The organism is Streptococcus hillyeri (assembly GCF_003686955.1).
Taxonomy (GTDB): domain Bacteria; phylum Bacillota; class Bacilli; order Lactobacillales; family Streptococcaceae; genus Streptococcus; species Streptococcus hillyeri.
In genome coordinates this window covers 291,581-317,599 of the sequence record NZ_RCVM01000001.1, presented here as the reverse complement: position 1 = coordinate 317,599, position 26,019 = coordinate 291,581, and the positions used below count along the sequence as shown (strand labels likewise).

General features: G+C 36.7%; 16 protein-coding genes. 4 read left to right on the top strand and 12 right to left on the bottom strand.

The features are described 5' to 3' along the window. Positions 1–6 precede the first annotated feature (6 nt). From EAF07_RS01375 to EAF07_RS01355, 5 genes are all read right to left on the bottom strand, one after another. Positions 7–1,584, bottom strand: coding sequence for a zinc-ribbon domain-containing protein (locus EAF07_RS01375; protein WP_121834502.1), 1,578 nt, complete (start codon positions 1,582–1,584; stop codon positions 7–9). Positions 1,585–1,595: 11 nt separating this feature from the next. Next, positions 1,596–2,324: a hypothetical protein gene (locus EAF07_RS01370; protein ID WP_121834501.1), complete on the bottom strand. Its 729-nt coding sequence runs from the start codon at positions 2,322–2,324 to the stop codon at positions 1,596–1,598. 407 nt (positions 2,325–2,731) lie between these two features. Further along, positions 2,732–3,985: a hypothetical protein gene (locus EAF07_RS01365; protein ID WP_245962663.1), complete on the bottom strand. Its 1,254-nt coding sequence runs from the start codon at positions 3,983–3,985 to the stop codon at positions 2,732–2,734. Then, positions 3,982–5,832: a hypothetical protein gene (locus EAF07_RS01360; protein WP_121834500.1), complete on the bottom strand. Its 1,851-nt coding sequence runs from the start codon at positions 5,830–5,832 to the stop codon at positions 3,982–3,984. Before EAF07_RS01360 ends, EAF07_RS01365 begins: the two co-directional genes overlap by 4 nt. Further along, entirely contained in the window at positions 5,832–7,097 is a 1,266-nt protein-coding gene (locus EAF07_RS01355) for a site-specific integrase (protein ID WP_121834499.1), read from the bottom strand. Before EAF07_RS01355 ends, EAF07_RS01360 begins: the two co-directional genes overlap by 1 nt. Positions 7,098–7,559: 462 nt before the next feature. Here EAF07_RS01355 and EAF07_RS01350 point away from each other — a divergent pair, with 462 nt between their 5' ends. Both EAF07_RS01350 and EAF07_RS01345 read left to right on the top strand, forming a co-directional pair. Then, positions 7,560–9,704 (top strand): Dam family site-specific DNA-(adenine-N6)-methyltransferase, encoded by a 2,145-nt coding sequence (locus EAF07_RS01350; protein WP_425452072.1) that lies wholly within the window; start codon positions 7,560–7,562, stop codon positions 9,702–9,704. 133 nt (positions 9,705–9,837) lie between these two features. Next, on the top strand, positions 9,838–10,875 hold the full coding sequence (locus EAF07_RS01345; protein ID WP_121834497.1) for an AlwI family type II restriction endonuclease: 1,038 nt from the start codon (positions 9,838–9,840) through the stop codon (positions 10,873–10,875). Positions 10,876–11,087: 212 nt separating this feature from the next. Here EAF07_RS01345 and EAF07_RS01340 read toward each other — a convergent pair whose 3' ends face one another. Beyond that, on the bottom strand, positions 11,088–12,854 hold the full coding sequence (locus tag EAF07_RS01340; protein ID WP_121834496.1) for a DUF4365 domain-containing protein: 1,767 nt from the start codon (positions 12,852–12,854) through the stop codon (positions 11,088–11,090). Positions 12,855–13,422: 568 nt separating this feature from the next. Continuing rightward, positions 13,423–18,906, bottom strand: coding sequence for a ZmpA/ZmpB/ZmpC family metallo-endopeptidase (locus tag EAF07_RS01335; protein WP_142925582.1), 5,484 nt, complete (start codon positions 18,904–18,906; stop codon positions 13,423–13,425). Between the two features lie 306 nt (positions 18,907–19,212). On the opposite strand from EAF07_RS01335, the gene EAF07_RS01330 reads away from it, so the two are divergent. Further along, positions 19,213–19,647 (top strand): NusG domain II-containing protein, encoded by a 435-nt coding sequence (locus EAF07_RS01330; RefSeq protein ID WP_121834494.1) that lies wholly within the window; start codon positions 19,213–19,215, stop codon positions 19,645–19,647. Positions 19,648–19,682: 35 nt separating this feature from the next. Here EAF07_RS01330 and EAF07_RS01325 read toward each other — a convergent pair whose 3' ends face one another. The 5 genes from EAF07_RS01325 to EAF07_RS01305 all read right to left on the bottom strand — a co-directional run bounded on the left by EAF07_RS01325 (position 19,683) and on the right by EAF07_RS01305 (position 25,343). After that, positions 19,683–20,639 (bottom strand): 1,4-dihydroxy-2-naphthoate polyprenyltransferase, encoded by a 957-nt coding sequence (locus EAF07_RS01325; protein WP_121834493.1) that lies wholly within the window; start codon positions 20,637–20,639, stop codon positions 19,683–19,685. After that, positions 20,629–21,684 carry an FAD:protein FMN transferase gene (locus EAF07_RS01320; RefSeq protein ID WP_121834492.1) on the bottom strand — a complete coding sequence of 352 codons (1,056 nt, stop codon included), beginning with the start codon at positions 21,682–21,684 and terminating at the stop codon, positions 20,629–20,631. The genes EAF07_RS01325 and EAF07_RS01320 overlap by 11 nt, the downstream gene beginning before the upstream one ends. A 68-nt stretch (positions 21,685–21,752) precedes the next feature. Continuing rightward, on the bottom strand, positions 21,753–22,241 hold the full coding sequence (locus EAF07_RS01315) for an FMN-binding protein (protein ID WP_121834491.1): 489 nt from the start codon (positions 22,239–22,241) through the stop codon (positions 21,753–21,755). Between the two features lie 113 nt (positions 22,242–22,354). Continuing rightward, complete coding sequence (locus tag EAF07_RS01310; RefSeq protein ID WP_121834490.1) at positions 22,355–23,347, bottom strand: polyprenyl synthetase family protein; 993 nt, start codon at positions 23,345–23,347, stop codon at positions 22,355–22,357. Positions 23,348–23,441: 94 nt separating this feature from the next. Beyond that, positions 23,442–25,343: an NAD(P)/FAD-dependent oxidoreductase gene (locus EAF07_RS01305; protein WP_121834489.1), complete on the bottom strand. Its 1,902-nt coding sequence runs from the start codon at positions 25,341–25,343 to the stop codon at positions 23,442–23,444. A gap of 129 nt (positions 25,344–25,472) precedes the next feature. On the opposite strand from EAF07_RS01305, the gene EAF07_RS01300 reads away from it, so the two are divergent. After that, the gene (locus tag EAF07_RS01300; protein ID WP_121834488.1) at positions 25,473–26,012 is read left to right on the top strand and encodes a Gx transporter family protein; all 540 of its coding nucleotides are present in this window, start codon (positions 25,473–25,475) and stop codon (positions 26,010–26,012) included. The last annotated feature ends 7 nt before the right edge of the window (positions 26,013–26,019 follow it).

The window sequence follows — 26,019 nt, the reverse complement described above, 5'->3', positions numbered from 1 at the left end:
GTGAGTTCACACCTGGTATAGGAAGTTGTTTTGTACAATACGGACAGAGCTCACAGAGGCGCTATGTATACCCTTTTTGTCATATTTCTCGAATAAATTCATCATTGTCGTGCGAAATTCTTGGTCACACTCGGGGCAAAATAGGTAACAATTAACATTTCTAGCTCTACAAGGCATCATCTCGTCTGTTGTTTTTTGATTTTTGTAACTCCAGTACTGATTGAGATCTGGGTAGTTGCATCCTATGCTGTTAAAATCAGGCTTTAACACTTCCATGTTACAGTAAGGACAAGTATTATCTACCTCTCTACGGATTGGAATAGAGCAAAGATATTCCCCATGACATATTGAACAGTCCCACCAATACTTTTTGGTATCAATGTGATGTAGGGCATTTTGAGGCAGCACATTATTCTTTTTACTCCATTCATGTAACAGTATTGGTTTGTCGGCAAATGTTCTATATACTAACACCTTCGTGCTCCAATCACAAAAATTGGGACAAGTCATGGAATCAAAACTAATTTTGCTAATTTTTGCTACTAACTCGGCTGGACTACATGAAAATTGAATTGAACAACATGGGCAATTCCATCTTAGTTGTTCTTTAGAAAATTCCCAGTAATCAGCAAAAGTTTTTGGATTAGAGCTGTTCCAAAACACTTTTAATTGTGGATACTTCACTTCTAAGGTATTAAATCCTTTTAGCATTTCTTTATTATCGCAATAGGGACATGTGAAAGTTATTTTATCTATAGGAGTACAACTATAAGTGCCACTACATTTTACACAGTTCCAAAGTAGCTCTATGTTACTCAAAGCATCTACCTGATTACTTTGGAGAGTGTTCAATGGAGACCAATCAAGAAAATGCTCATTTGTTAGAAATGTAAGTGGACAGGCTTTAGAACTAATGGGTAAAGAAGTGTCAAAGGAAGCGTCGCAATTACTACAGTATCCGCCCGTCCTTGATATTCGATTCAGTATTTTATCAATAGTCAACTTAAAGTTTACACCACACTTGTTACAACACCAATTTTGCACCGTAGAGATATTAGTCGTTAAATTCAGTTTGCTGAAGTCACCGACATATATGGCTTCCAGGTTTGGGTAAATGTCACTATAATTATAGTTATGTGTCGTTTCATTACAGTTTTTATGACATAAGGTACCATCTTCAAGTTGCACTAATCGTAGATTGTCTGCATAATCTCTCCAATTTTTTCTACACGTTGGGCACTTAAAAAGAAATATATTTTTGCTTATGACTAAAGTGTTTTGTAACGTCTCAATTATAGTATATATGTCTTCGTAATTAAAGTTAAGATAATTTACAATTTGAGGGAACTTGGTATAGATACTCTGTTCAGTCTTTATACATTCCATACAGGGGCTATTGTGTTTTTTATAGTGTTCAACAGTTTTCTTTATGGTTCCCATCCACTCAAAATTACAGGTGAGACATTTCCAGAAAAACTTCTTATTTGAACATGCACTATATCTTTCAGGCGTCATTCCTTTTTGATTATTCTTTTCATAATCCCAACACTTCAAAACCTCTGGAAAATCTTTTAGTAACCTCATACGATACCTCCTTAATATTTGGTTTTGCTATCTAGTAAGTTTTTGATGTTAACGACTTTGCTTTGCTTGCTTGAAGTCTGAGATGTATCTTTTTGATGAAAATTTATCTCGGAATCAGCGGTTAGTATTTCATTTTGAAGATAACTTACCTGAATAACATCGGAATCCAATTTCAGCAAACCATCAGCCTTTAGGAGTTCATTAGCTATCTCCTCTGGATACACACTCGACTTAATTAAATTTCTAAGTTTCTGGTTTTCTTTTTCAAGCCTTTTATCAGCTATCAGTTTCTCTTTATTATCACTTAGCTCCTGCTTCATTATTTCAAGCTGATCCTGAAGACTGCTCTTTTCTTTTTTTAGTACTTCTACTTCTTTTTTAAACTCTATCGCTGCTTCTGTGATGCGTTTGTGATGGTCGTTCAATTTAACCAATCCTTGTTTAAGTGCTGGTAAAGAAGAGTGGATTCTAAGGAAATTATCCACGTCAAGTGTCTTATAAGTTAAGACAGCTAGCACGCCTTCGTCCTCATATTTGTGCTTAAGAGTTTCAATATATTCTCTAAATACTGTGTTCCTACGTAGAGTTGTGTCAGCAACCGCTGGATAACCATTATTTCTTAGATAATCACCAAATCTTGGTAACTTAAAAAGTTTATAGTTTGCTTGACACTCTTCAATAAGGTAATCCTCTAGTATAGTAATTAAGACTTCATCTTCGATGAGTTTTTTCCTTGCCATTTAGCCCTCCATCTTAGGTTGAGAAAGTTGCTTTGAAGCCAGGTACTCTTGATAGGAGTGACTTACGGTTTTCAGTTTTAGTAAAGCTTCACCTATATCTTCAATGTTACCTTTTCCTTCCCTCACACGTTTTACTGCCTAATCTACAATCATTGCTTCTTCATCCACGCTTTTTTTATAAGACTGGTCCATCGAAAAATAATCTCTTCCTGCTTTTCTGTAAAATGGGCAGCTTGTACAAGCTCCTAACTCAGCGTGTTTACTAATGACTTTGAGACAGTCGGAATAATCACCTGCTGCAAACCGTGGTGAGTAACACCGGGCATTATTTTCCAACATAGTGTAAGCTTTTCCGATAGTATATTTTGCTTTGCTTTTGCTTATTTCATAAGTGACTTGAGAACTCGTTAACTTACGATACACTTGTGATAGCTTCGGCACTCAATGAAGTTGCTGAGATTTGAAAAGTAATGCGATGAGGTCGTCACGTTGTCATGACCGGCTAAAAGCATGGCTGTAACTGGGTTAGCCCCTTCCGCAATAAGGTTTATCATAGCGATGTGTCTGGTATCACCGATATGGATAAAATTGATTTCATTATCTTCTAGGCGTGCAGGTGGATTGATGTGATAAACCTGGTAGCCATAATCTTTTCTGATCACCTCGTTGAAGAAATACCTCAGTATCGTGTTGAGGTTGGTGTAAGTTAGGAACCTATTTTTGATGCCTGCCTTTCTTGCCCACCGTTTGTAATGGCTATCCGTTAGGAATAAAGTGTCTAGTTGAGTGGAAGTATGTGTTTTTGTCTTATCTAGGTAATAAGAAATCTCATTTGCCAACGTTGAAGGGATTTCATAGGTAGTCAGGTAATAATCCTCAGAGATTTTATGGGATACACCCTTATCAGAGCCTTTCAAATTATTCCTCCTCAATGTTAAAAAGTACTTCCCATCTTTCTCTGTTAAGCAATTTCTTTGAGTAAGGAGAAATTCCCTTGGTCTAAGTGGCACTACTGCTGTAATCTGCCACCAGAGATAAAGAGGATAGTAGAATAAGCGTTCTTCAATGGTTAGTTGCCTCGACCAATAGTCCGTCAAAATATCGTTAAAAACGAAGTAGGATTGAAACTGGGCAAGTTGCCTCTGTTGCTTAGGCTTGGTTTGATAGCTGACATTAAGCACGTTGTCCAGTTGTTCCAGTACTAGTCCTAATTCACTATCATCCGGTGAAGGTAAACTTGATAAGAAGTTTATGCAAAGTGTTGGTGAAGTTATCCTAATACTCTCAACATCTTCAACCACATCTTGCTTTACTTCCTTAATAACCCGTTTGATGTCACGTAAGAAGTGTTGTAAGGATTGTAAGACATGCTTATCCATTGAGAGAACGATGAAACTCTTTAAATAGTCAATAAACTCAGCGTGAGTTAACCCTAATAAGGGTTCGAAATAGCGTTTGTACTGAAAGCTATTCACATTGAATAGAAACCCAATATTTTGATATTCGTTTGTGGTTTGCCACTTGTATTCATCGAAATTGGTAGTTAAAATTATGCCTTTTGATACATAATCTTCGAACTGTTCCCTAGCTTGCTTGATGAAACCGTCATCGAATATCGTAACATCCGTTATGGAACGAAATAATTTAGCTTGATTACTCAACTTACTAACTCCCTTATGATTTCTTCGTAGTCATTTAGCACTTCTTCTCCATATTGGTCAGAAAGCGCTTGTAGCATATCTTCAAGACAGGGCTTGATTTGATGTTCCAAAATAGCTCTGATTTTTCCTTTCTCTAAGTCACTTTTCACCTTCGTATATTTTCGATTAAGCCTGTTAAACTCTCCTATGAGCAATAACAAGGTTGATTTTGTTTGCAACTCATAGTTACAGCCTACGCAGTGTTGTCGGTCATCATAGGGACATAGCTGTCCGAGTGCAGAGAGCAAACACATACTCTCAGCTTGTTTTGAGAATGCCTCTCCGTTACCAATACGATGACAGACGGTCAGAATCTGATTAGGCTGAAGTCCTTCTTCTACTACTGTCTGTAATGCTTTTTTTGAGCGACTATCTGCTCTTACACTCAATTCTAAAGTTTTCTCAATCTCTGCAGGTGTTAAATCTAGCTCTTTTATCATTTGAGTTTGTTGACTGGGACTCAGTTCTTTGTATTGTCCTCTCGTCACAATTGTCAGCAGCATTGATGGTACCATTGACAATACACCTCGCTCGAAGAGTTCTTTAGCCACCATTTCTGGCCGCAACTGCCCTAGTTGAGCGTCTTTCAGATAGACTGTAGTTGTTTGGGCAAACTCATCGTAGGATCCTTTGTGGCTCCTAGCCAACGACGCCAAGAAGTATCCCTTGATATTTAACTCCGACTTTTCCTCCAGCACATCATTGGCCAACATAGCAATGGTTTGCAGATAGGATTTGTTTGCAGACCTACTGCTAAAATCCCGTTCTAAGAACAGCTCACCAATTTCTTCACCCATATACTTAGAAATGCGCTCATAATCAGCTATTTTTCGGATTAAAGGTGCTTCTGTAGTAGATTTATCTAGCTGATAATGTGACTCAGCGATAGCTAAGAGTGTTCCAATGAGAACTTGACAACTCTCAGGAACGTGAAATTTTAACTGTCCTACATTTGCTGACCTCTTTGTTTTGTTGGGTGTGATATTGAGATAGGTTAACCTGGTTGTAATACTTAAAAGGGTTTTTCTAGCATCTACTGATCTCCATTTACCATTTTTAATAGTCTCTAAAACAACTTCTGGGGTGTCGGGTAGCTTAGGGTGTCCGAGTTGTTCTAAATCCGTTGTTCTAAGGGCACAAATAAAATGCAATGCCAAGTACAACCAGGTATCCGCGTAATCTTTAGAGACTGCTGCCTGATAATACATATCGTTTTTCTCGATGTAGTCGTCATTGAACAGATAGTACATCAGCTCCAAGTACTCATCTAATTTGTAAGCTCCATTCTTATCTTCAAGAGTGTAGCGTTGTGTCATCTCATAGGATTTACGATATTTCGTTATACCTTTCTCTAATAGCCACTTGATGAATTGTGTTAACTTCATACCATGCGTTTTGGTTAACACCTCAGTAGCATTCTCCATCAAATTTTCAACTTCAAAATCACTATAGAGAAAGAGATCTTTTGTTAGATGATAGGCTAAGAAATCCTGAAGGTAAAACTGACTTGCTTCGTCAATCTTACTTTCAATTATGAATTTCTGAAACGTATTGAATGTTTCGGGGAATCTGTAGTAGAAAATTTCCTTTAGTCGCTCTAATCCACTTTCTTCCGTAAGGAAATCAACAATACGCTCTTTTAAGGTGAGAGCGTCAATCTCACTTATGCTAAAATTATCATGGTTAATTTTAATATTAAACCAGTTGTTGTCCAGTAAAAACTGACTCACTTTGTATCTAATGTTTGGATTATTTTGATCTAACTCTAAGAGAATATTCTCCAAAAAGCCTTTTAATAATACCGCCATTATTCTTCCTCCTGACTGTATAAATTATTGGCCCGCCATTTCATGTAATCAAATACGCCATCATTGACCTGACCATATTGCTTAGCAATTTCTCCCTTGTTTTGTAGATAAACCCAAGCGCTCTCTGGAGACTTATCTCCCCTAGCTGACATAAGCTCGCTAATCTCATTCACGCCAGATAGTACAAGCTGCGTTGTATACCAGTGTCTAAAGATATGAGGGGATATATTATGCTCCTGCAACAGATGGCCAAAGAATACTACTTCTGCGTCATCAGACTTTAGGTAAAGAGGTATCATCTCCTCCCTGATTATCTTACGGAACCGTTGATAGTAGACATCATAGGTCAATGCTTTTCCTTGCTTGTTGAGACTAAGCGGCCCGTAGTCCTTTTCATACTTCTTCCCTTCCAAGTATGTCATGTAGTCGTTGTAGGTATCTAGAAATATTTCCAGAAAGATATAAGGAACAGATTGCAACCTCTCCTTTTTGATTTTTCCTGTGGGTTTGAGATCACTTCTAAGTGGTATTTCTTTTCTAAGATCAATCTCAATTTTAAAGACTTCATCATAGGATTGATGAAAGAGGATGCCAGGACCAAGCGGACTATCTTCTCGCCTGACATTACAAGCCTCCGATGGGCGTAGGCCAACAAATGCTCCTAGTGCTACTACCATAAGCAAATCTCGGTGATGATGCGCAATATGAGCAAACAGCATTTCAAATGCGACATTAGGCATGTCCCTGAATATCATCTGGTCAGTCAGGCTATCATCTACAAAGACTTCAAAAGTAGTCTCCTTCTTCTTGATCAGCCTACCTTTCTTGTTAGTGTAGGTCGTTGTTTCATATAGATCACTAGGGTGTAGAATAGCCTTCTTTTTTCTATCTTTTAGGTATTCGGTCAGAAAATCAAGGACAGTATTAAGACAGGTCCAAATAGTTGTCTTCTTGCGCTTTCTAGTGTCCCCGGGTAGTGTCCCTAAACCATAATTCATGAGAAAATCCTTAACCATATCAATCGTAAGACGGTCAAGAGAAGTAATTCTCATTTCCTCAAAGACATAGTTCAGAAACTTAACAACATAGGAAAACCTCTTGTTGCCATCATCAGATACTGACTTTACTTTGTTAGCAGATTTGACGTATCGATGAAAATTGGTAAATTGTAACGTACCGTCATCTTGCTTTAGAACTATGAATTGCTTGGTCACAATATTATTATCGCCAATTATTAACGAATGCTTGTAAACCACGAACTTCATAGCACCTCCTTTTTACTTTGATTGAATGTACTGACGTGGATTTTTACCTCTAAGAAACGAAAAAAACGACCAAATCAGTATCATCTCCCTTAAAAGGGAAAATCGATGAGTACTTTCATTGATCGTTTTATTATTTAAATTGATTCAATAACAAAAGTAACTTCATCTTAGTAATGAGAGCTTTTCACTAGCTCAGCAACATTGACAACCACAGTAGGTTCCCTCTAACGATGTAGAGAATACCTACCGTGGCTATCTATTTACGCTTTTTCTTTTACTTTTGTAAGTTACTTTTGTTATTTTTACTTTTTTTGCATTATATCATATTTTGATTGAATTGTCATCTTAGAACGTTACTAACATTAACTTGATTTGAAATTCTGAGAATTACTATTTTCAATTTCAGCAGAATTATGTTATACTTATTTGTAAAAATATATAGATGCATAGTTGCTATAAAAGGTGAGATTATTGAAATCAACTAAACAAATTGAAAAAGAATACAATGTGACACGTCAGACTTTACATAACTGGATTTCTGAAGGTCTTCTACCAGCTCCTAAAAAAGACTTTAGAAACTGGTATATTTGGACAGAAACTGATGAGCAAGGCATAAAAGAAATCATTGACATGAAGACGAAGTATAACAATCTTAAAAAAATTGACGAAACTCCTTTAAATATTGGCAATCGAAGATACTTAGGGTCAAAACAAAAAATGCTTGATTTTCTCGATAGAGTTGTTACTGAGAACACTGAAGGAGTAAAATCAGTTGCGGACATCTTCGGTGGAACTGGGATTGTTTCAGATATGTTCAGACGTAAAGGAGCGAAGGTTATTATAAATGACATCCTGCACTCCAACACAATTAGCTATAATACCTGGTTTGGAAATGATAAAATAGATTACTCTAAGGTTTGTGATTTGATTGCTGAACTCAACAATATTAACTCTTTTACTGATAACTATTTCTCTAAAAACTTTGGTGACAAATATTTTTCACTTGAAAATGCCAGAAAAATCGGAGCTATTCGTGAAAAAATTGAATCTTACGACATAAACAAAAGGGAAAAATCTTTTCTTTTGACCTCTCTTATTTATGCTATGGATAAAGTAGCAAATACGGTAGGGCACTATGACGCCTATCGTAAAAAGCTTGATTCATTCACACCGATTCATTTAAAAGTACCACAATACAACGAAAATAATAATAACCAGATCTACTGTGAAGACGCGAATGAACTGGTTAAAAAAATAAAAGCTGATTTGGTCTATATTGACACCCCTTATAATTCTCGGCAATATGGGGACGCTTATCATCTATTGGAGAATGTTATTGATTGGAAAAAACCAGAGGTAACTGGTGTAGCCTGTAAGATGGTGGATCGTGCACATATTAAGTCCAACTATTCAACTTCAAAAGCACCTGAAGCCTTTCAAGATTTAATTGAAAACATCAATGCAAAATACATTCTTGTCTCCTACAATAATATGGCTAAAAAAGGCAATGGTCGTTCCAATGCTAAGATTTCCAATGAAGAAATCATTGAAATTTTAAGTAAGAAAGGAAGTGTTAAGGTTTTCGAAACCCCATTCAAGGTGTTTACAACCGGTAAAACAAATATAGAAGACCATAAAGAATTACTCTATTTATGTGAAGTGTTTAATTCAAAACTTCAAAGTAAAAAAAACAAAGCGACTGAAATTAGTCAATCAGCAATAAATTACACAGGTGGAAAATTTAAACTCCTGCCCCAACTACTTCCACTCTTCCCTAAAAACATCAATAGATTTTTCGATGTATTTGCAGGAGGGGCAAATGTCACTATCAATGTTGAGGCTGAGCAGTATTTTTTAAACGATATTAACAAAGAGGTCGTTAAGCTCTATGATTATTTTTCCAAAAATGACTATGCCGAGATTATTAATGTGATAGAAAATCTAATTAAAGAGTATGGTCTATCAAATACCAAAAAATTGGGGTATGAATACTACAACGTCAATTCTTCACAGGGGCTAAAAGATGTTAACAAAGAAAGCTATATAAGGTTAAGAAATGACTTTAACCACGGTATTTTTGATAGCACAATCGAACCTCTTGTTTTCTATCTACTAATTGTTTATGGTTTTAATAATCAAATCCGTTTCAATCGTAAGAATCAATTTAATATGCCTCCTGGTAAACGAGATTTTAACCAAAAGATGGTTTTGAAATTAAAAAACTTCTTAACTCAGATACAGAATAGAGATATTATCTATAGTTCCACTGATTTTCGCTCAGTGCTTCAAAACAATAACTTTGAGAGAGATGATTTTATTTATTTGGATCCACCCTACCTTATTTCAACTGCTGCTTATAATGAGAATGGTGGATGGACAGAGAAAGATGAACTGGATTTACTAGCCTTACTTGATGAACTAGATAACCAAAATATCAAATTTGCACTTTCCAACGTTACTATTCATAAAGGAAAACGAAACGACATTCTGATAGATTGGTCTAGAAAATACAATGTACACACTTTGAATTACAACTATAACAACTCAAATTATCAGTCAAATGCAAAAGCGAAGGAAACGATCGAGATATTGATAACAAATTACTAATTAATAAAAGGCTAAGATAAAAAATATCTTAGCCTTTTATAATATTATCAAAATATAAATCGGTAATTCAAATGTCATGTATCCGTCAACATTACTTTTTGGTATAATATAACTATAGAAACGGAGTTACAAAATGAGCAATTATAATTACCGCAGTTTTATTTGGTCACTTGGTACTACAACTTTTAGACAAAGCACTTTACCACTAAAGTTAGAGATTGGTTGTCGCGCACTACAAAACGTAAGGCAGAAATATCCAACAGAGAAATGGAATACTTTATATTCAGAGTTCTTAAAGGAATTGAATTCTTTTGACATTATCAATTATGCAGGTTCTTTGCCAGATAAAGATGCACGAGCAATCACCTCTTTTTTAGAGCAGCTTGGTCTTTGCAATTCTGAAAGATACCTAACAAATGTGGGTGAAAAAGTTATTGAGTTATCTTCAAAGAAAGAAATTCAAAAAAACGAGTTCCTTCTTTCAGACTATGGGAACTTATATTTTTTACAACTTTTAAAAAAATCATATTCATTTACTAGCACTACCTCAATCAATCCTTTTATAGCTACAGTGGTAACAATAATCGAAAATGAATATCTAACGGATGAAGAATTCCAATTCTTCGTTATGACCACTACTGATAATAATAAGATTTTTGAGGCTTCACAAGCTATCAAAGATTATAGAGAATCCGATAATAAACAAAAATTCCTATTTGACTATATAATCAAATTATTGTTTTCTATGGACAATTACAAAGAGCTGTATAAAGATTTTGTTGTAAACAACTCTGTCAAAGATTGCGAAATTCGTAACTTAGGCATCAATATGAACGGTTCTCAGTACGAAATTTCTCAAGAAAAACTTTATCTCTTACTACGAGATTGTAATGAAGGTAAAGTAAGCCCGTCTCTAGATAATATTACTGATATTTTAAGCAGGATTTCTTCAGGCAAAAAGTCTTTCTGGAAAAAGCTTATGTTAGGTGAGAGCAATCAAAAAAACAAGAAAGCCATATTCCTCGAAGAACTTCTGAAGAAAATATCTTCAATGACAGGTCAAGAGTTTAGGCAATGGTTTTTGTACAATTGGCATTTCATAAAAACTAAAAGTACTTTAGATGATTATCTTGATTTGAATAAGAGGGTCTTATCAATGACGGAAATGTAAAACTTTCGTAAATTCACTATAGGCTCTACATCAGATTGTCAATAAGTAAATAATCACATAAATATAGCCCAAATTCTCAATGCCGATGAATTGGGCTATTCATTTTCTCCTGAATGTATTTATGAGAAGATAGACTTCTTTTAAAGACTCATTTAATGGTATTACAAACACCCTTAAACTAATATAAATTAATCACTTACTACTGCCTATAGTTACAATCTCTTGTATAAGTTAAAAATAGGGTAATCCAAATAATGCTCTTGTGTCTCTTTATCTAGCTTATTCCAAAATAAGGAAGCTTGAGGTTTTGATTTTAATAACACGGACGCACCAAAACAAATTTCATTTTTACCATAATTATTGATTAATATCTCACTAAGAATTTCCAGCTCAATATTACTCAATTCACGATTTCTTGACTTAATCTGAAAGTCATTTATGATAGATATCTCACTATTTTTAAAATAATTTAAGTTCCAGTCAGAAAGTCTCTGAGCCCAATCTAGTAACAATTCTCTTCTTGAAATGTCTTCTGCCATGTCGGCAGCAGCAACTATTTTGATTATTGTGTTGTCAGCTCCGTCATATTTCAAGTTATTATCAACTAGTCGTTGATAGGAGGCTATTACTGAATCAAAGTTACAATTATCTATCTTTAACCATTCATTCGGTTCAAAAACTTCAAAAATAGAAATATCTGAATAATCTTCATCTTCTCCTCTTCGACACCAAGGAGTTTCATTAAAGATGTCTATCATGGTTCCGTTCTTATCATCTTCAAATTCATATAATGTGATAATGTGGATATTTGCAATCTTAAGATGAAGTAATTTCGACTCATCATACTCTGGGGTAACTTTCTCTTTTAAAAATAGACCTGAATTAAGAACATTTAGGTTTCTTTGAGATTGATTATCAAATAAAGATAGATCAACCTCTTTTTTTATACCCATATTGATCATGAAGTTTGAAATCTGTAATAATTCTTTTATCTGATCGTCTAAATCACGAGAAGTAATATCTAATAAGGACTGTTCATCTAGCTCTATTTCATTATCATTGAGAGTGAAATATCCTGTTTTTCCTAATTCTTGAAGAGCTTGAGTACACTCTATTGCTTTTGATAGCATATTAGATCTTACAAAATTTAATTTGAATAGCTTTTTATTAACATCAACAAACATTTTAAAGGCTCCGCCAAAATGAAGTTGTACACTCCCATCAGGGAAATGATGCCTCTTTACATCTTTAAATATATGACTACCAACTCCAATAATTAAATCTGTTTCTTCGTAAGTTTCAACAACTCTTATTGTATTATCAAGAGGAATTTCAACACCAGTTTTTGGATCTTTAACATATACAAAGAGATCATGTTCCTCTTGATAATTAAAAATATCTCCTTTATCTTGACCATAAAAATAGAACGTTATATCTTTATCATCTGCAATATTTTCGATTGAGATTCCATCAGCGTCTATAAAACTATATTGCTTGCGACTATTGGAAATAAAATCAACTAACATCGGATACAGTTTTTCTTCATTTAATTTATGAATCTGTATCGAAACCGTTTTTGGGGTTGCAGACTTAGTTTTTAATTTACTTTTTTTAATCAGCTTCTTTATAGAAAGAGGAGGCAGTGACTTATAATATATATCTCTTAAATCACCGTTCTCATTCAACCAAACAACGAATAAGACTACTCCACCATTTTTTGAATATAGTTCTAAATCATTCATGGCTAATGAAAAATATTTAAGCATATTTTTCTTTTGTTTTGTAGCTTTAATTTGAACAGGTACTTTACCAAATATTTCGCTCTTCTTCTCGCTAGAAGTTCTAAGCACATGGACTTCTCCGTCCCACGATGGAGTTTTATCATTATTATCAAAATATGTCTGAAGCAACTTATGCTTATTGATAAATGTTGTTAGGTATTCAACACCCAATGTTTCAATCTGTCTATTGTTTGCCAAACACTCACCTCACTACATAACACTATTTACCATTTATTATACCACTAACAATATAAATAATACGGTATGTAGCCAATACTATTGCACTTAATATGCACTATATTATCTTCAAAAAATGTACAATTGGGCCTATTATCTCACCGCTATTTTCTACTTCATTTTGTACAATTGAATTTCCACCATAACTACAAAATCTATACCCAATACTGTACTTTATTAGTGTCTAAAATAATGTACAAAACAAAAATAAAGTACATTTTTTAGAGAATGTACTTTATGATTCTAATTCAGTATTAACAAGGGTTCAGACCTCATTGTCTCAATTGTTCATAAATTTTTAGTTTTGATAAAGACTCATTCAACAACAAAATTGGGACTAATATCTTCATTACTAGACTAACGAACGTCTTGAGGTTATGGCGCTCCTCTAAACACTATCTCTTTTACGGATACCTGCAAAAATAAAACCCTTCTTAGAAATAGCCATGTTTCCAAGAAGGGTTTTTAGTTATCTTACCAGATTTATTTTCTGATACTATTTTTAGTCGATAAAACGACGTTTCAAGGTTTAATTATAGATGTCTGTACGGAATTCATTTGTATCACGTAGATAAGCTGCAAAGATGTGGTTTTTAACTTTTTCGATATCACGTTTGTTGTTTGCCAAATCGCTTGCTAATGTGTCATCAATAAGTTTGCGGATATCCTCTACGCCATTAAGCGTATAAACCTTGTTATTCATTGTGAAGGTAATGGATTTGAGTTTATTTAGCTTGTTTTGACGTTCCGTTAACCACTGCTTCTTGAGCTGTTTGAGATCATCGGTTTGACCATTTGAAATTTCCTTAGCAATCATGCTATCTGTAACATTCGGGCCATCTTTGACCTTAAGTTTATTGGAAGCATAGTTTAGGAAGCCATCGGTATAGCCAGCATTCCCCCAAGTTTCCCAAGCCATACGTCTATACGGAAGATCGCTTGCGATACCTTTAGGGCCAGTACCTGTACCGAAAATCGGAGCACTTAAAGAGACAAACCAATAACCATTTTCACGCAATCCGTAACCATCTGCACTACCACGACCATAACGGTATGAAATAAGCTCATTATCGACAAAGTCACCGAGTGTCTTAATCCTTGATGGATCAGTGATTTCTGCACGAGTCATCTGAGCTAACCAACCTGGGTGAGAACTATCCATTTTATTGAAGAGCACTCCTACCTTGTTGTTTTTAAGTGCGTATTCCGCTTCTAAAATATCCAGTGAGTAGATAACATCAAAGGCACGGCGTAAGTAATCATTAGTATCTTGTTCATTTTGGAAACGGTCTGGAGAGGCATTATGTACCATAGTTTGTGATTTGACAGCGTTGTTTCGGTCGGCTGTCCAATCATAGGTCATATTAAGTCCAATAATACCATGACTTGATGAACCTGCGGTTTCTAAGAGACCGCGGGCATACATCTCAGCACCCGATGGCGTACGACGGCCATATTTACCAAGATAAACCTGACCATCTAAATTGTGAGTTGCTTCATGGGTATAGGTCGTATGGCCTGCTTGGTTTAGCGCTTGATAAGCAACAAAGTAGGTTGCATAACCAGTTGCGTAAGCTGCAGAGCCATTCATTGCCCAGCGAACGCCGATTGGTCCTACAAAGTCATTGACATACTCTGTAATGGTGTCTCCAGTCCATGGAGAATTTCCTTTAGCATCCCAAGTATGCAATGGCTCAATACGGAGAAGGCGGTCCTTAACATCAGCATTAGCTACACGATACCAGAAATCAAAGTAGGCACGGTGCCATTCACCAATTTTCTTAACAGTCTCTTCAAATTTAACAAATTCTTCCTCAGTTAACTCGGCACGTTTTTTGTAGGTATCAATACCACCAAACATAATACCGTGGGTACTTGTAATGGCATAAACACCACGATCAGCTGTTAAAAGCGGTAAAATATGCTTACGCTCATAATCACTAGCAGTAAGTCGTTGCCAGATGCTCACATCAAAATCAGGTCTTAAGAGAGACGGATTTTCACTGACAATAATTTCAGAAGTGTTTTTGAACCATTCTTGATCATCAGCATAATCCGTAAACTTCTCGCGGAAATCCGTGTAAAAGTCTAAAATAGTATTCTCATCACCAGTTTTAATATTATTTCGATACGTTGCCAAGTTGTTAGATAACTTAACGTTCTCATAGTTGCTACCTAGCGCAATCAAGAAATCAATAGCACTAATTGGTGACCCATTAAAATCTTGATGATAGGTCATCAAGTCACGGACATTCATCTTAGCAAAGTCGATATCATACCAACGCTGCATATAAGCTAAACCGAAAATCAGTTTTTCCTTATTGCTTGTGATTTTGTGAACCATCGCATCTTCAACAGCCTTCCCTAGCGTATTAACTGACGCATCTGCTGTTAGAAGGTTACGCAAATAATCGGTCAAGTTTGCCTTGATATGATCAATCGTTGGTTTTAGATACAACTCATCCATGCGCGTACGGTACCAATGGGTACGACCGTCTTCGATGTTAAGCTTCTCACTCTTGGCATGGTCTTGAATTTGTTTTTCAGTGGCTGTTTTTCCAAGCATTTCAGCTGTTGCTTGTGAATGATAGTCAATTTGCTGAATTGCTGGCGACACACGAGCAATGATACTATCATAGTTACCAACTAGCATTTCTGGTGTGTAAAGCGAACCTGCTAGATCATATTCTAGGACGCCAGAATTTTTAAAGGTTTCTTTGAAAGTTACATTTTGCGTAAGAACCGTATCATCTTCAAAGTGGATTAGAATACTGTCAATGTCAGTATTATCATCGACATGGGTTACCACCTTGCCAGTTTTCATTGGCGTTACTGAACGTATTGTTTTAGTCGCTAAATCACCAGTCAATCGGTTACCGTATTTAACGATGGTTTCTTTATTGAAGAAAGGTAACAACTTCTCAACATTCTTATAAGCAATGGCTTTTGTCGCAGAATAGTTTGGAAGGTCTGTATAATCCACCGTGTAACTTGTGTCATAAAGTTTCAAATTACCATCAGGATTAATAGCCACATTAATGCCAAATCCTGCTACTTTTTCCATCGCCTTCTCATCAACCTTGCTCCACAAATCCTTATCGGTTGCAGAAGCATTTGGTGTCACAAGAACAGTCTGGCGATTAACATTGGCCCAGCCATGATTTACATCACTATTAACATGGACACCATTTGTCACCTTAACATCTGTTACAGCGTTGCGCAAGAAACCATTTTGCCAAATCGAAGCGACAATACCTGAAGCACCTTTGGGAACGCCTGCGTTGTGGTTGATAACTGAACCAGTCGCAAAAACATTTTCAATTCCGGTTCCCTTAGTGGTATAAAGCGATCCAGCAACAGCACCAACGCGTTGATTATTATTCCAAGACGATGATTCGATTGTTGCATCGACATAGCCACGATTGATACCGCCATGTTCAATACGACCAACTAAACCACCAACAAAGTTAGCATTATTTTGATCAGTATTTGTTGAGATTACTGTTCCCTTAAAGAGAACATTTTCCATATGTGACTCTGTCGCTTTACCTACAATACCACCTACCATGGTTTTACCAGTGATATTGCCTGTAACGGCAACATTTTCAAGCCGAGCACCTGTGGTAAGTTCCCCTGCAAGGGCACCGACAAAGGACTGGTCTGAATTAATCTTAACGTTTTTAAGGTCAAGGTCAGAAATTTTTCCACTCGCCTTCGCAATCAGTGGCGCTGTCAGGTTATAGATAGCGAAGTTGCCACCCGTTAATATACCAGAGAATTCTTTGACGTAAGCGTCTTTAGCCTCAGGAGCGAACAAGTCACTTCCTAATGTAAAATGGCCGAGCGGATTAGCCTTAATAGCTGTCACCAAATCACCAAAATTGTAGTAAGTATTATTAGCGCTCACCTTAGACTTACGCACATAGAAAGTGTAGTCTTCTTTATAGCCTTGTCGGTCTTGAACCAATTCATCCATTTTGACGGTTACTTTGTAAGCCGCTTCACCATCTACGACTGCTTCTTCAATCGCATGAACTGGAATGTAAGCATCTCGCTTGTCTGTCGTATCAATCTGAATGTAGAACTTAGACATATCTGTTGGTTGACTGGTAAGCGAACTACGTTCAGCTGGTGTGTTGTCAACCATTTCAAACAACTTGGTTGAAACGATATTACGCATTTCAATTTTCTTGATTTCAAGTTCAAACGGAACGCGATCAGGGAGTGTTTTAGTCACCGAACCTGCACCGATATCGTATGTGTATGACGTTTCAATTTCATACGGCGTGTCATAGTCTAAACCATCCGTCACATTGACAGCTTGATCAGTAATCGTCACAGTCTTAACAGCTTGACCGGTTTGCTTATTATAAATGGTAAAAGTTGTTGCAGTTAACGCCTTATCAGGATCGTTAATCGTGTGCGTTACTGAAATGTCTTTATTGAGATCGTCTTCTGACAGTGTTTTAAATGTTACAGTCGGCTCATCTTTTGCCACTTTCTTACCAACACGTTTGACTTGTGTAACAGGCTCTTTTAATCGCTTGCTCTCTGTAGAAATAACAGTATCAGTTTTAACACCTTTAATCGTTTCATAGACAACAGTGGTTTCAAGTTCACCATCCACACCTGGTGTATCAATAACACTTTGACCCACAGGTAGAGCTGAATCCTCAACAATGGTTTCCGTAAATGGAATAGAAGTTACATTGATTTCTGCAATACGACTTTTAATTTCTTTGCTACCTCTAACAATCGTGTGAGGTTTAGCAGGTGTTTCTGATTCAACAGTCGTTGTCACTTCACCTGTTTTTTCATTAGTCGTAATCACTTCTACTCGCTCGCCGTTAACACCTGGCGTTTCTACAACTTCATCAGTGTAAGCCTCTGGATTTATGGTTTCCTCGGTCTCAAAAGGTAAAACCTTAGTTTCTTTTCTAATAACAGTTACAGGTCTAGTTCCGACAATAGTCGTCTCAGGGGTACCAGGCCTTGTGACGTCTGTCGCTTCGCCATCAATTTCAATGTGGAAAGTTACCGATGGCGTCCCAGGTAGCGTGGCATCATCGCCAACAAAAACGGTACTGTCTTCAACGCGTTTGCTTTCAATAGGGTGAGTCGTCTCTGTAATTTTAGCTTCTGGAAGATCGACCGTTGGGTAATCAGATGGGATTTCACTAATTTCAGTGTCTTCGGTAATTTCTTGAAGCTCTGCTTCTGGTAGTTCTACTGTTGGATAGTCAATTGGGACCTCAGTAATTTCTGGAACTTCGGCTTGTGGTAGCTCTACAGTCGGATAATCACTTGGAACTTCCGTAATTTCTGCTTCTGGTAATTCTACTGTCGGATATTCCGTTGGAACTTCAGTGATTTCTGGAAGCTCTGCCTCTGGCAATTCTACCGTTGGGTAATCACTTGGAATTTCGGTAATCTCAGAAACTTCAGCTTTAGGAGTTTCTACTGTCGGTAGGGATGCATCAGGTGCAACACTACCATCTACAAAGGAATCATCAGAAGCATTCGTTTCAAATAAATCATCCTCAATATCATTTTCGATATAACCAACAAAGGTATAATTAGGAATAGAAGTCCTCATGTCTGGAAGTTTGTCTCCAATTTGAACAATATGACGTTCAGATCCTAAAGAATTAGTTGCACTAACGGAGCTAACAAACATAGGTCCCATAGCAGTTAGAATCACAATTGATGCGATACGTTTTTTACGTAAACGAATAAGAATTAATCCTAGGCCAATCCCTAAAGCTGGTGCTAAGAGCGAGGTTGCATCCCCTGTCTTAGGCAATTCATTAGGCTTAAACACCATAATGTATTCATCATTGTGGTTAACCTCATCGCTTGATAAATGCGTCTTAATTCGTGAACGCTCTTCCAAGGTCAATTCTGATTCAGTCACATACTTATAAGTAATCGACTTTGTATTCATTTGTGCATGAACCGATTGTGCCCCCATTATCGACGCTAACAATCCAGCTCCCAACAGTACTTTCTTCACATTAAATTCCTCTTATAATTATTATATAAATTATACATTCACTGTATCATAATATCGTATATCTGTAAACAAAACTAAACCGAAACTTACATTTAATTCGTAGATTTCTATGTTGCTACATTAAATGATTTTTTATCCATTGCATTGCCCTATAATTAAATCGTCCGTCCCACTCTATCTATAGAAACTTTGCAGTAAGTAATTAAAATTTTGTTTAGTGTTCATAAATATATGTTTTACATAATTTTATTTACGTAAACATTTTCTTCCTTTACAATACCCCTATTTTTCTATACAATAGTTACTGTGAAAAAATCAAGAATAACTTTATTAGAGTACTTTAAACCTTTTGACTACCTTTTTATTAGCTTAGCGATTATCTTATCCTTTCTTCCTCTTGGTGTGACTTGGTATCGCACTGCTCATCAGGAGTCTCAACCCCATTTAATAGCGATTGTTAAGATTCAGGGTGAGATTGTTGATGAATTTCCTTTATCTGAGGGTGGTGAGCATTTTGAAAAGACCTACTATCCTGCTGAGGGGCAATATAATATTGTAGAGGTTGATGGCTCACGTATCCGTGTCAGAGAAGATAATAGTCCTGACCAGATCGCTGTTAACACGGGTTGGATACAGAGAGCCGGGCAATTCTCTATCTGCCTTCCCCACCAGTTGATTATTGAAATTGTTGCTCCTGAAGATTCTGAGTCTGACGAAGAAGAATTAATTTTACCCTTATAGAGCCACTTAAAAAAGCTGAGAACGTCTCAGCTTTTTTATATTATTGTTGCGATAACTAAACTTATCAGATATAGTCCAGAAAAGAGAACAAAACTCTTGATGGCATTGATAAAGGTCAATCGTTTCACTTGTTCTTTTCGAAAAGCTTTCAAAAACGTCACATTGATGATGACTAATACTAGCCCTAACCACGTCCATTTAGGCAAAAGCCCTGCTAGGGGATAAATTACCCATAACATCCATGGCATGAGATTTAACACCGTATATAAGGTGACGCCTCTGGCTTTTCCAATGTAATGAACCAAAGTATAACGACCATTTTTGATATCTTGTTCATAGTCACAGAGGTTATTTGCCAACATGATATTAGCAATCAAGCAAATCAGTGGCAGGCTTAGAACTGCTATTTGGATGATTTCAAGCCAAGCCAGGTTAATCTGATAGGCACTTGCAGTTAGTAGGCTTGATACCAATAAATCCGGCTTTTGAATAAAGATGGCAAGGAAAAAAATGCCAAATCCCATGGTAACACCTGAAAATAACTCGCCAAGTGGTAAACGTGATAAAGGCATAGGACCAAAGGTATAGAAAATACCGATTAAAAAGCACAGGATACCGATTGGCAATAAGATGATGTCTGTTCGCCATACTAATATCAGCGATATCAGCACTGAAAATCCTAAGAGAGCAAAAATAATGTGTACCATTTGCTGAAAATTAAGCTTATTGGCGCCAATCACATTTTCCTGCTCTTTATAATCGGTATCAAGAGCTTTTTTATAATCCATCGTATTATTAATGGCCGTTGTACACATATCAAAAGTGATAGCAGCTAAGATAAAGAGAAGGGTATTCACCAGATTAAAGGTCTTATAATGATAGACTGCCCAAAAAATTCCTATGAACATCGGAAAAACACTGGCAACCTTTGTTCGTAATTCAACAAATTCTAAAAAGATTGGTAGTGTTAAAGCATTGTGTTTAGTCGACAATGTGGTAATCCTCGTTTCTTAATTCAAATCTATCTTTGAGGCCTTCACTGAGATGAATGCCACCATCTTTATCAATGAAAACAGCTTCTACTCCTTCAGTCTCATTGACCAATTTAAGCCCTTCATCAATTCCTAGTAAAAAGAGACTCGTTGAAAATTCATCACCTTGAATAGATGTTTTGGTGTAAACAGTAACGCCAGAAATGTTATTTTCAACTGGATAACCTGTCTTTGGATCCAAGATATGGTGATAAATCTCACCATCAGGTCCTTTTAGATAACGCTCATAAATACCAGAGGTCACAACAGAGCTATCAATCACCTTAACGGAACCAACCGTTTCTCCACGAACAGCATCAGGATTCTGAACGCCAACAGTCCAACCATCCTTAGATTTTGGAGACGTTCCCATCACTAGAACATTACCACCTAAATTAATGATAGCCGTTGTAATGCCGTGCTTTTCAAATACTTTTTTTACCCCATCAGCAATATAACCTTTTGAAATGGCACCAAGCTCCAAAGTCATCCCATCTTCAATAAAAACAGTCTGATTTTTGTCATCTAATTTAATACGACGATAATCGATATTGTTAAGAGCGCTTGTAATCTCCTGAGGTTCTGGAATTCTAGCGTCGGTATCGCCAATCTTCCAGAGGTTGCTGACAGCACCAATAGAAACATCAAATTTGCCCTGACTACGTTCTGACATGGTAAGCGCAGCCTCTATGATATCAAACGTTTCTTTTTGAACTTTAACTGCCTCTTTACCTGCTGCGTGGTTAATTTTATAAACATCAGAACCTTCAAGATTGGTAGACAAAAGTGCTTCCATGTCTTTGATATAGTCCAAAGCATCTTCCATTGCTTTTTCTTGATGTTCATGGTAAATGCTGAGCTGAACCACCGTGTGAAGCAAAGACTCCGTTCGTGTTTCAGGCTTATCAGTAATTTTTAGCCCCGCTTTTTCCTTAGAAGAACAAGCCGATAAATAAAAGAGACTGAGAAAAACCACAACAATGAGTTTTAAAACCTTATTTTTCATGTATTTTCCTTTAATGCAAAAAGTACCTCATTGGCAAGAGGTACTTGATAAAATGTATCCGTATCGACTTATTTCAATACGATTGTTTCAGTGTTACCTTCTGCTGCTGCTTCTAAAAGAGCTGCTGCGGTAGCTTTGAAGTTTTCAGTTGTGTGTGTTGCACCTGTTACAACTTCAACGTCTGCTGATTGAGCTTTAAGGAATTCTTCATCTAATTTGTCTGTTGCATCTTTTGAAGAAACACCAGATTTAGCTTCCATGTTTTTGTTGTACTCAGCATCTTCTGATTTCAAAGCACCTTCTTTGTTTTCATAATCAAAAGTAGACTCAGTTACTTTACCACCTGAAACAGTGATTGTGTGTACAGCTTTCCAACCACGATCGTCAAATCCAGTCTCAGCTTTGTAAGTACCGTCTTTAAGCTCTGCTTTTTTCTCAACTTTAGCGGCTTCTGTAGTTGTCTCTTTAGCTGTTTCTTTAGTTGAAGAACTGCCACAAGCAGTTAATGTTAGTACTGATGCAAATAGCAATGATGCTAGAACGATTTTCTTTTTCATTTCTTGAAAAAATTCCTTCCTTAATTTATAGGTTAATTTTAGCACAAAACGTAAACACTGTCTATATAAAACCTGACCTTCCACAAACTATTTTAATTGTTCAAACAATTCCTTTAAAATTGTCGATTCATTAATTGTGCCAGGAAAAGTTTCATCTGATTAGTATCAGATATTTTTAATTTTTCTAAGTTAATAAATGCTTTATTGAGGAATTTATCAATTAACTCCTCTGTCTTTTTAAAAGCTCCAGACTCCTCAATCAGATGATAAATAGCCATTAGCTGATCATCATTCAAATCTTTAATATCAATCGTTTCCAGATAATCTTTAAAGTCATTAGAGAGGGATTTCGCAAAAAGGTAAGGCGCGGTGTAAATGCCATTTTGGATATCTTGCATATGTGGTTTTCCTGATTTTTCTTGAGACAGACGATAATCAATTAAATCATCAGAGATTTGAAAAGCCATCCCAACCTGCTGACCAAGATTAAATGCAATGCGCCCCATTTTTTTACTTGCCTTCGGACGCCAAGCTCCTATTTGACAAGCTATGGCAAACAGAAAGGCTGTCTTACCCTTGATTTGCTTAAGGTAATCTTTCATGGTCATTTCTGGGCGAAATTGATTCATCAGCTGAGCTAACTCACCTGCTAATAGACGTTCAAGAAGATTGAGATTGGTTATTGTGGCATCTTCCTTTGTGATGTCTAACAACTCAATGCCTTTAAGCGCTAAGCGATTGGCATACGCAAGAAGATAATCACCTGCATAAATGGCAATACGATTAGAATAGGTTTTATGAATTGCGGTGATTCCACGGCGATTGTCAGCCTCATCAATCACATCATCATGAATAAGTGTCGCTAAATGCAGCAATTCAATATAAGCCGCAAGATACAATTTTCCTTCTGGGATGTTCCCTTGTTCATCAGCAGAGAAAAGCAAGCAAAGTCCGGCTCTGACATACTTACCTGGCGCATTAATATAATCCAGAATTTTGACTTTCACACTGGGATGAATAACAGTCATTTCAGAAATCATAATTTCTTTGACACGGTAAAGATTTTTTTGAATATGGGGATAAGCATCCCAAATGTGATGTACCACTAGAACTCCTTATCTCAAGAAAATAGAGTTACCTCTACATAGTGAGAAGTAACTCTATACATTATAACACGAATATTTTTAATTGTGTAGTTTCCTAGGATTTTTTACGATAGATATGTCTTGGAGTGCCGTAAATCCATTTATCCAAGAACTGACCTAACCATGGCATAATCCAATAGTCCAAACCAAAGCTACGTCCTGCACCACCCATAAGAGCGATAGCAACTGGGATGAACCAGATGTTTACCCAGTAGAACATTCCAGACAAACTAAACATAACAACAAACGATGCTGTGACCGCGCTAACAAGCCAAACAAAGGCACCTGCAATGAGGGCAAGACCGATTGCAATTTCAACAACTGTCATGAATTTTTGCATAAAGAGCGCAACGTCTTGGTTAGGAATCATAAATTTCATGATGGCCGCAAACCAATCTGGCATCTCTTTCAAAACTTGCATTGGCTCTTCACCATAAGCGTAGCTCAAGCTGAAGATTTGATGAGCAGCTTCTGTAGTTGCTTCTGCAGCGCCTGATGCTGCAGAAACTGTTTCGGTTGCTGCTTCAGAAGCACCTGACGTTGCCTCTGCGACTTCTTGCAACCATGGGAATGGGAAGACAACCTTGTCACCAAACCATGAATTTGTTCCAAAAAGACCAAATGCTTTCTTCACACCTTCAAACAACCAAACTGATCCATAGAAAACACGAAGTGGAACCAACCACATACGATTTCCCTTGCTTGAGGTATGGCTACCAAACATGTTACGACCATCTTTGATGTCAAAGAATTCGTGACGAAGATAAGCAAAAATGTTATAGAATGAACTAATTGTGAAGAAGTAAAGCAAGTTTGTAAAGTGCTTCATAGCACTTGCGATAAATCCAGAAACGTGGTATTTGTCATAAACGTAAGCAACTGTGTATTTAGCACCAATTGAAACCATGAAACCGTCATACTTACCTTTGTAGGCATGTTTTTCACTACTGGTAATAGCTGCCGCAATGTTTTTGGCTGCTGTATGACCGGTTTGTTCAGCTGCTTGAACAATTTGTGGTGTTGGACGACCTTCTGATTCTTCAAAGTAAACCAAGTCACCAGCTACGTAGACATTTTCTTTGCCTTTAGCTTCCATGAATTCGTTAGCAACCAAGCGACCTGCACGCGCTTTTTCAATATCAAAGTTTGCAGCATCCGTAGTAGCTTGTACACCAGCTGTCCAAATTGAAGTATAGGTTGGAATGGTCCGACCTGATGACAAATGCAAAGCATCCTCTGTAACACTTGTCACGCCATCATTAAGGACAAGTTCAACACCATTTTTCTCAAGATATTTAGTTGCTTTAACTTGCTCTTTATCCGTCACCATGTTAAGGATTTTAGGCATTGCTTCAACAACTTTAAGTGAGAATTCTTTTGGATCAAGTTTGAATTGTTTAGCCAAGATTGGAACCCAATCAATAAGTTCTCCGACCATTTCAATACCAGTAAATCCAGCACCAATGACTGTAAAGGTCAAAAGAGCACGGCGTTTGGCTTCATCATGTTCACGCATCGCTCGGTAGCAAGCATCAACAATATGATCATGAAGTTGTTCAGCTGCTTCAATAGACCAAAGAGTAAAGCCATGTTCTTTAACACCTTGAATACCAAAGTCATTTGCCTCACCACCCATAGCGAGCAAGAGGTAATCAAATGGCAAGTTTTGGTGCTCTGCTACAACAACTTTCTTGTCATAATCAATGCTAACAACCTTGTCTGTTACCAAGTCAACCTTAGGATATTTTTTGAAAATACGTTGAAGGTCGTATTTAATAGCCTCAGGCTCTACACGACCAGCTGCCACTTCATGCAGTTCAGTCATGTAAGTATGGAATGAATTTTTATCGATAAGAGTGATGGTCACCTCATCGTTTTTCTTAAATGTTTTCGCCAATGAACGAGCCGCTGTAACACCAGCATAACCAGCTCCGACGATAACGATATTTTTCGTCATTTTGACCTCTCCTTTAAGATAGTTACAAATAGATTTAAATTATTCATAATCGTTAATATTCTAACAAAATAAGCTCTTTTTTTCAATCTCATTTGGAAATTTTTCACTAATTTGTGATAAAATAATGGTATGTTTTCACATCGTAAACTCGTTTTCATTACTATGTTAGCTGCACAAGCTGTCATTATTTCATTTTTTGAACGTTTTTTACCAACTCCTTTTACATTTGCTCCAGGAGCAAAATTAGGACTTGGAAATCTTGTTAGCATCATTGCTATTTTCACCCTCCCACCTAAAGATAGCTTAAAAGTCGTCCTACTTAGATTAGGCATTTCTACCTTTTTAGCAGGTTCTTTTTCTACCTTTCTTTATGGTTTTGCGGGAACATGGCTGAGCTACGGTATTATGTTAGTTTTAAAACAATTAGGACCAAAGCGTGTCAGTGTTATCGGAATCTCTGTCATGGGCGGAGTTATGCATAATGTTGGACAACTCGTTGTTTTTGCCCTCATCGGACAATCATGGCTCGTTTTAAATTACCTCCCTATACTGTCATTCAGTGGCATCTTATCTGGATTTTTAGTGGGGCTAACAGGCAATTATCTGCTAACAAAATTAAAACCCTTGCAAGAATTTCAACGCACCCTGCCTGACGGCTGGACCATTTAAAGCATTA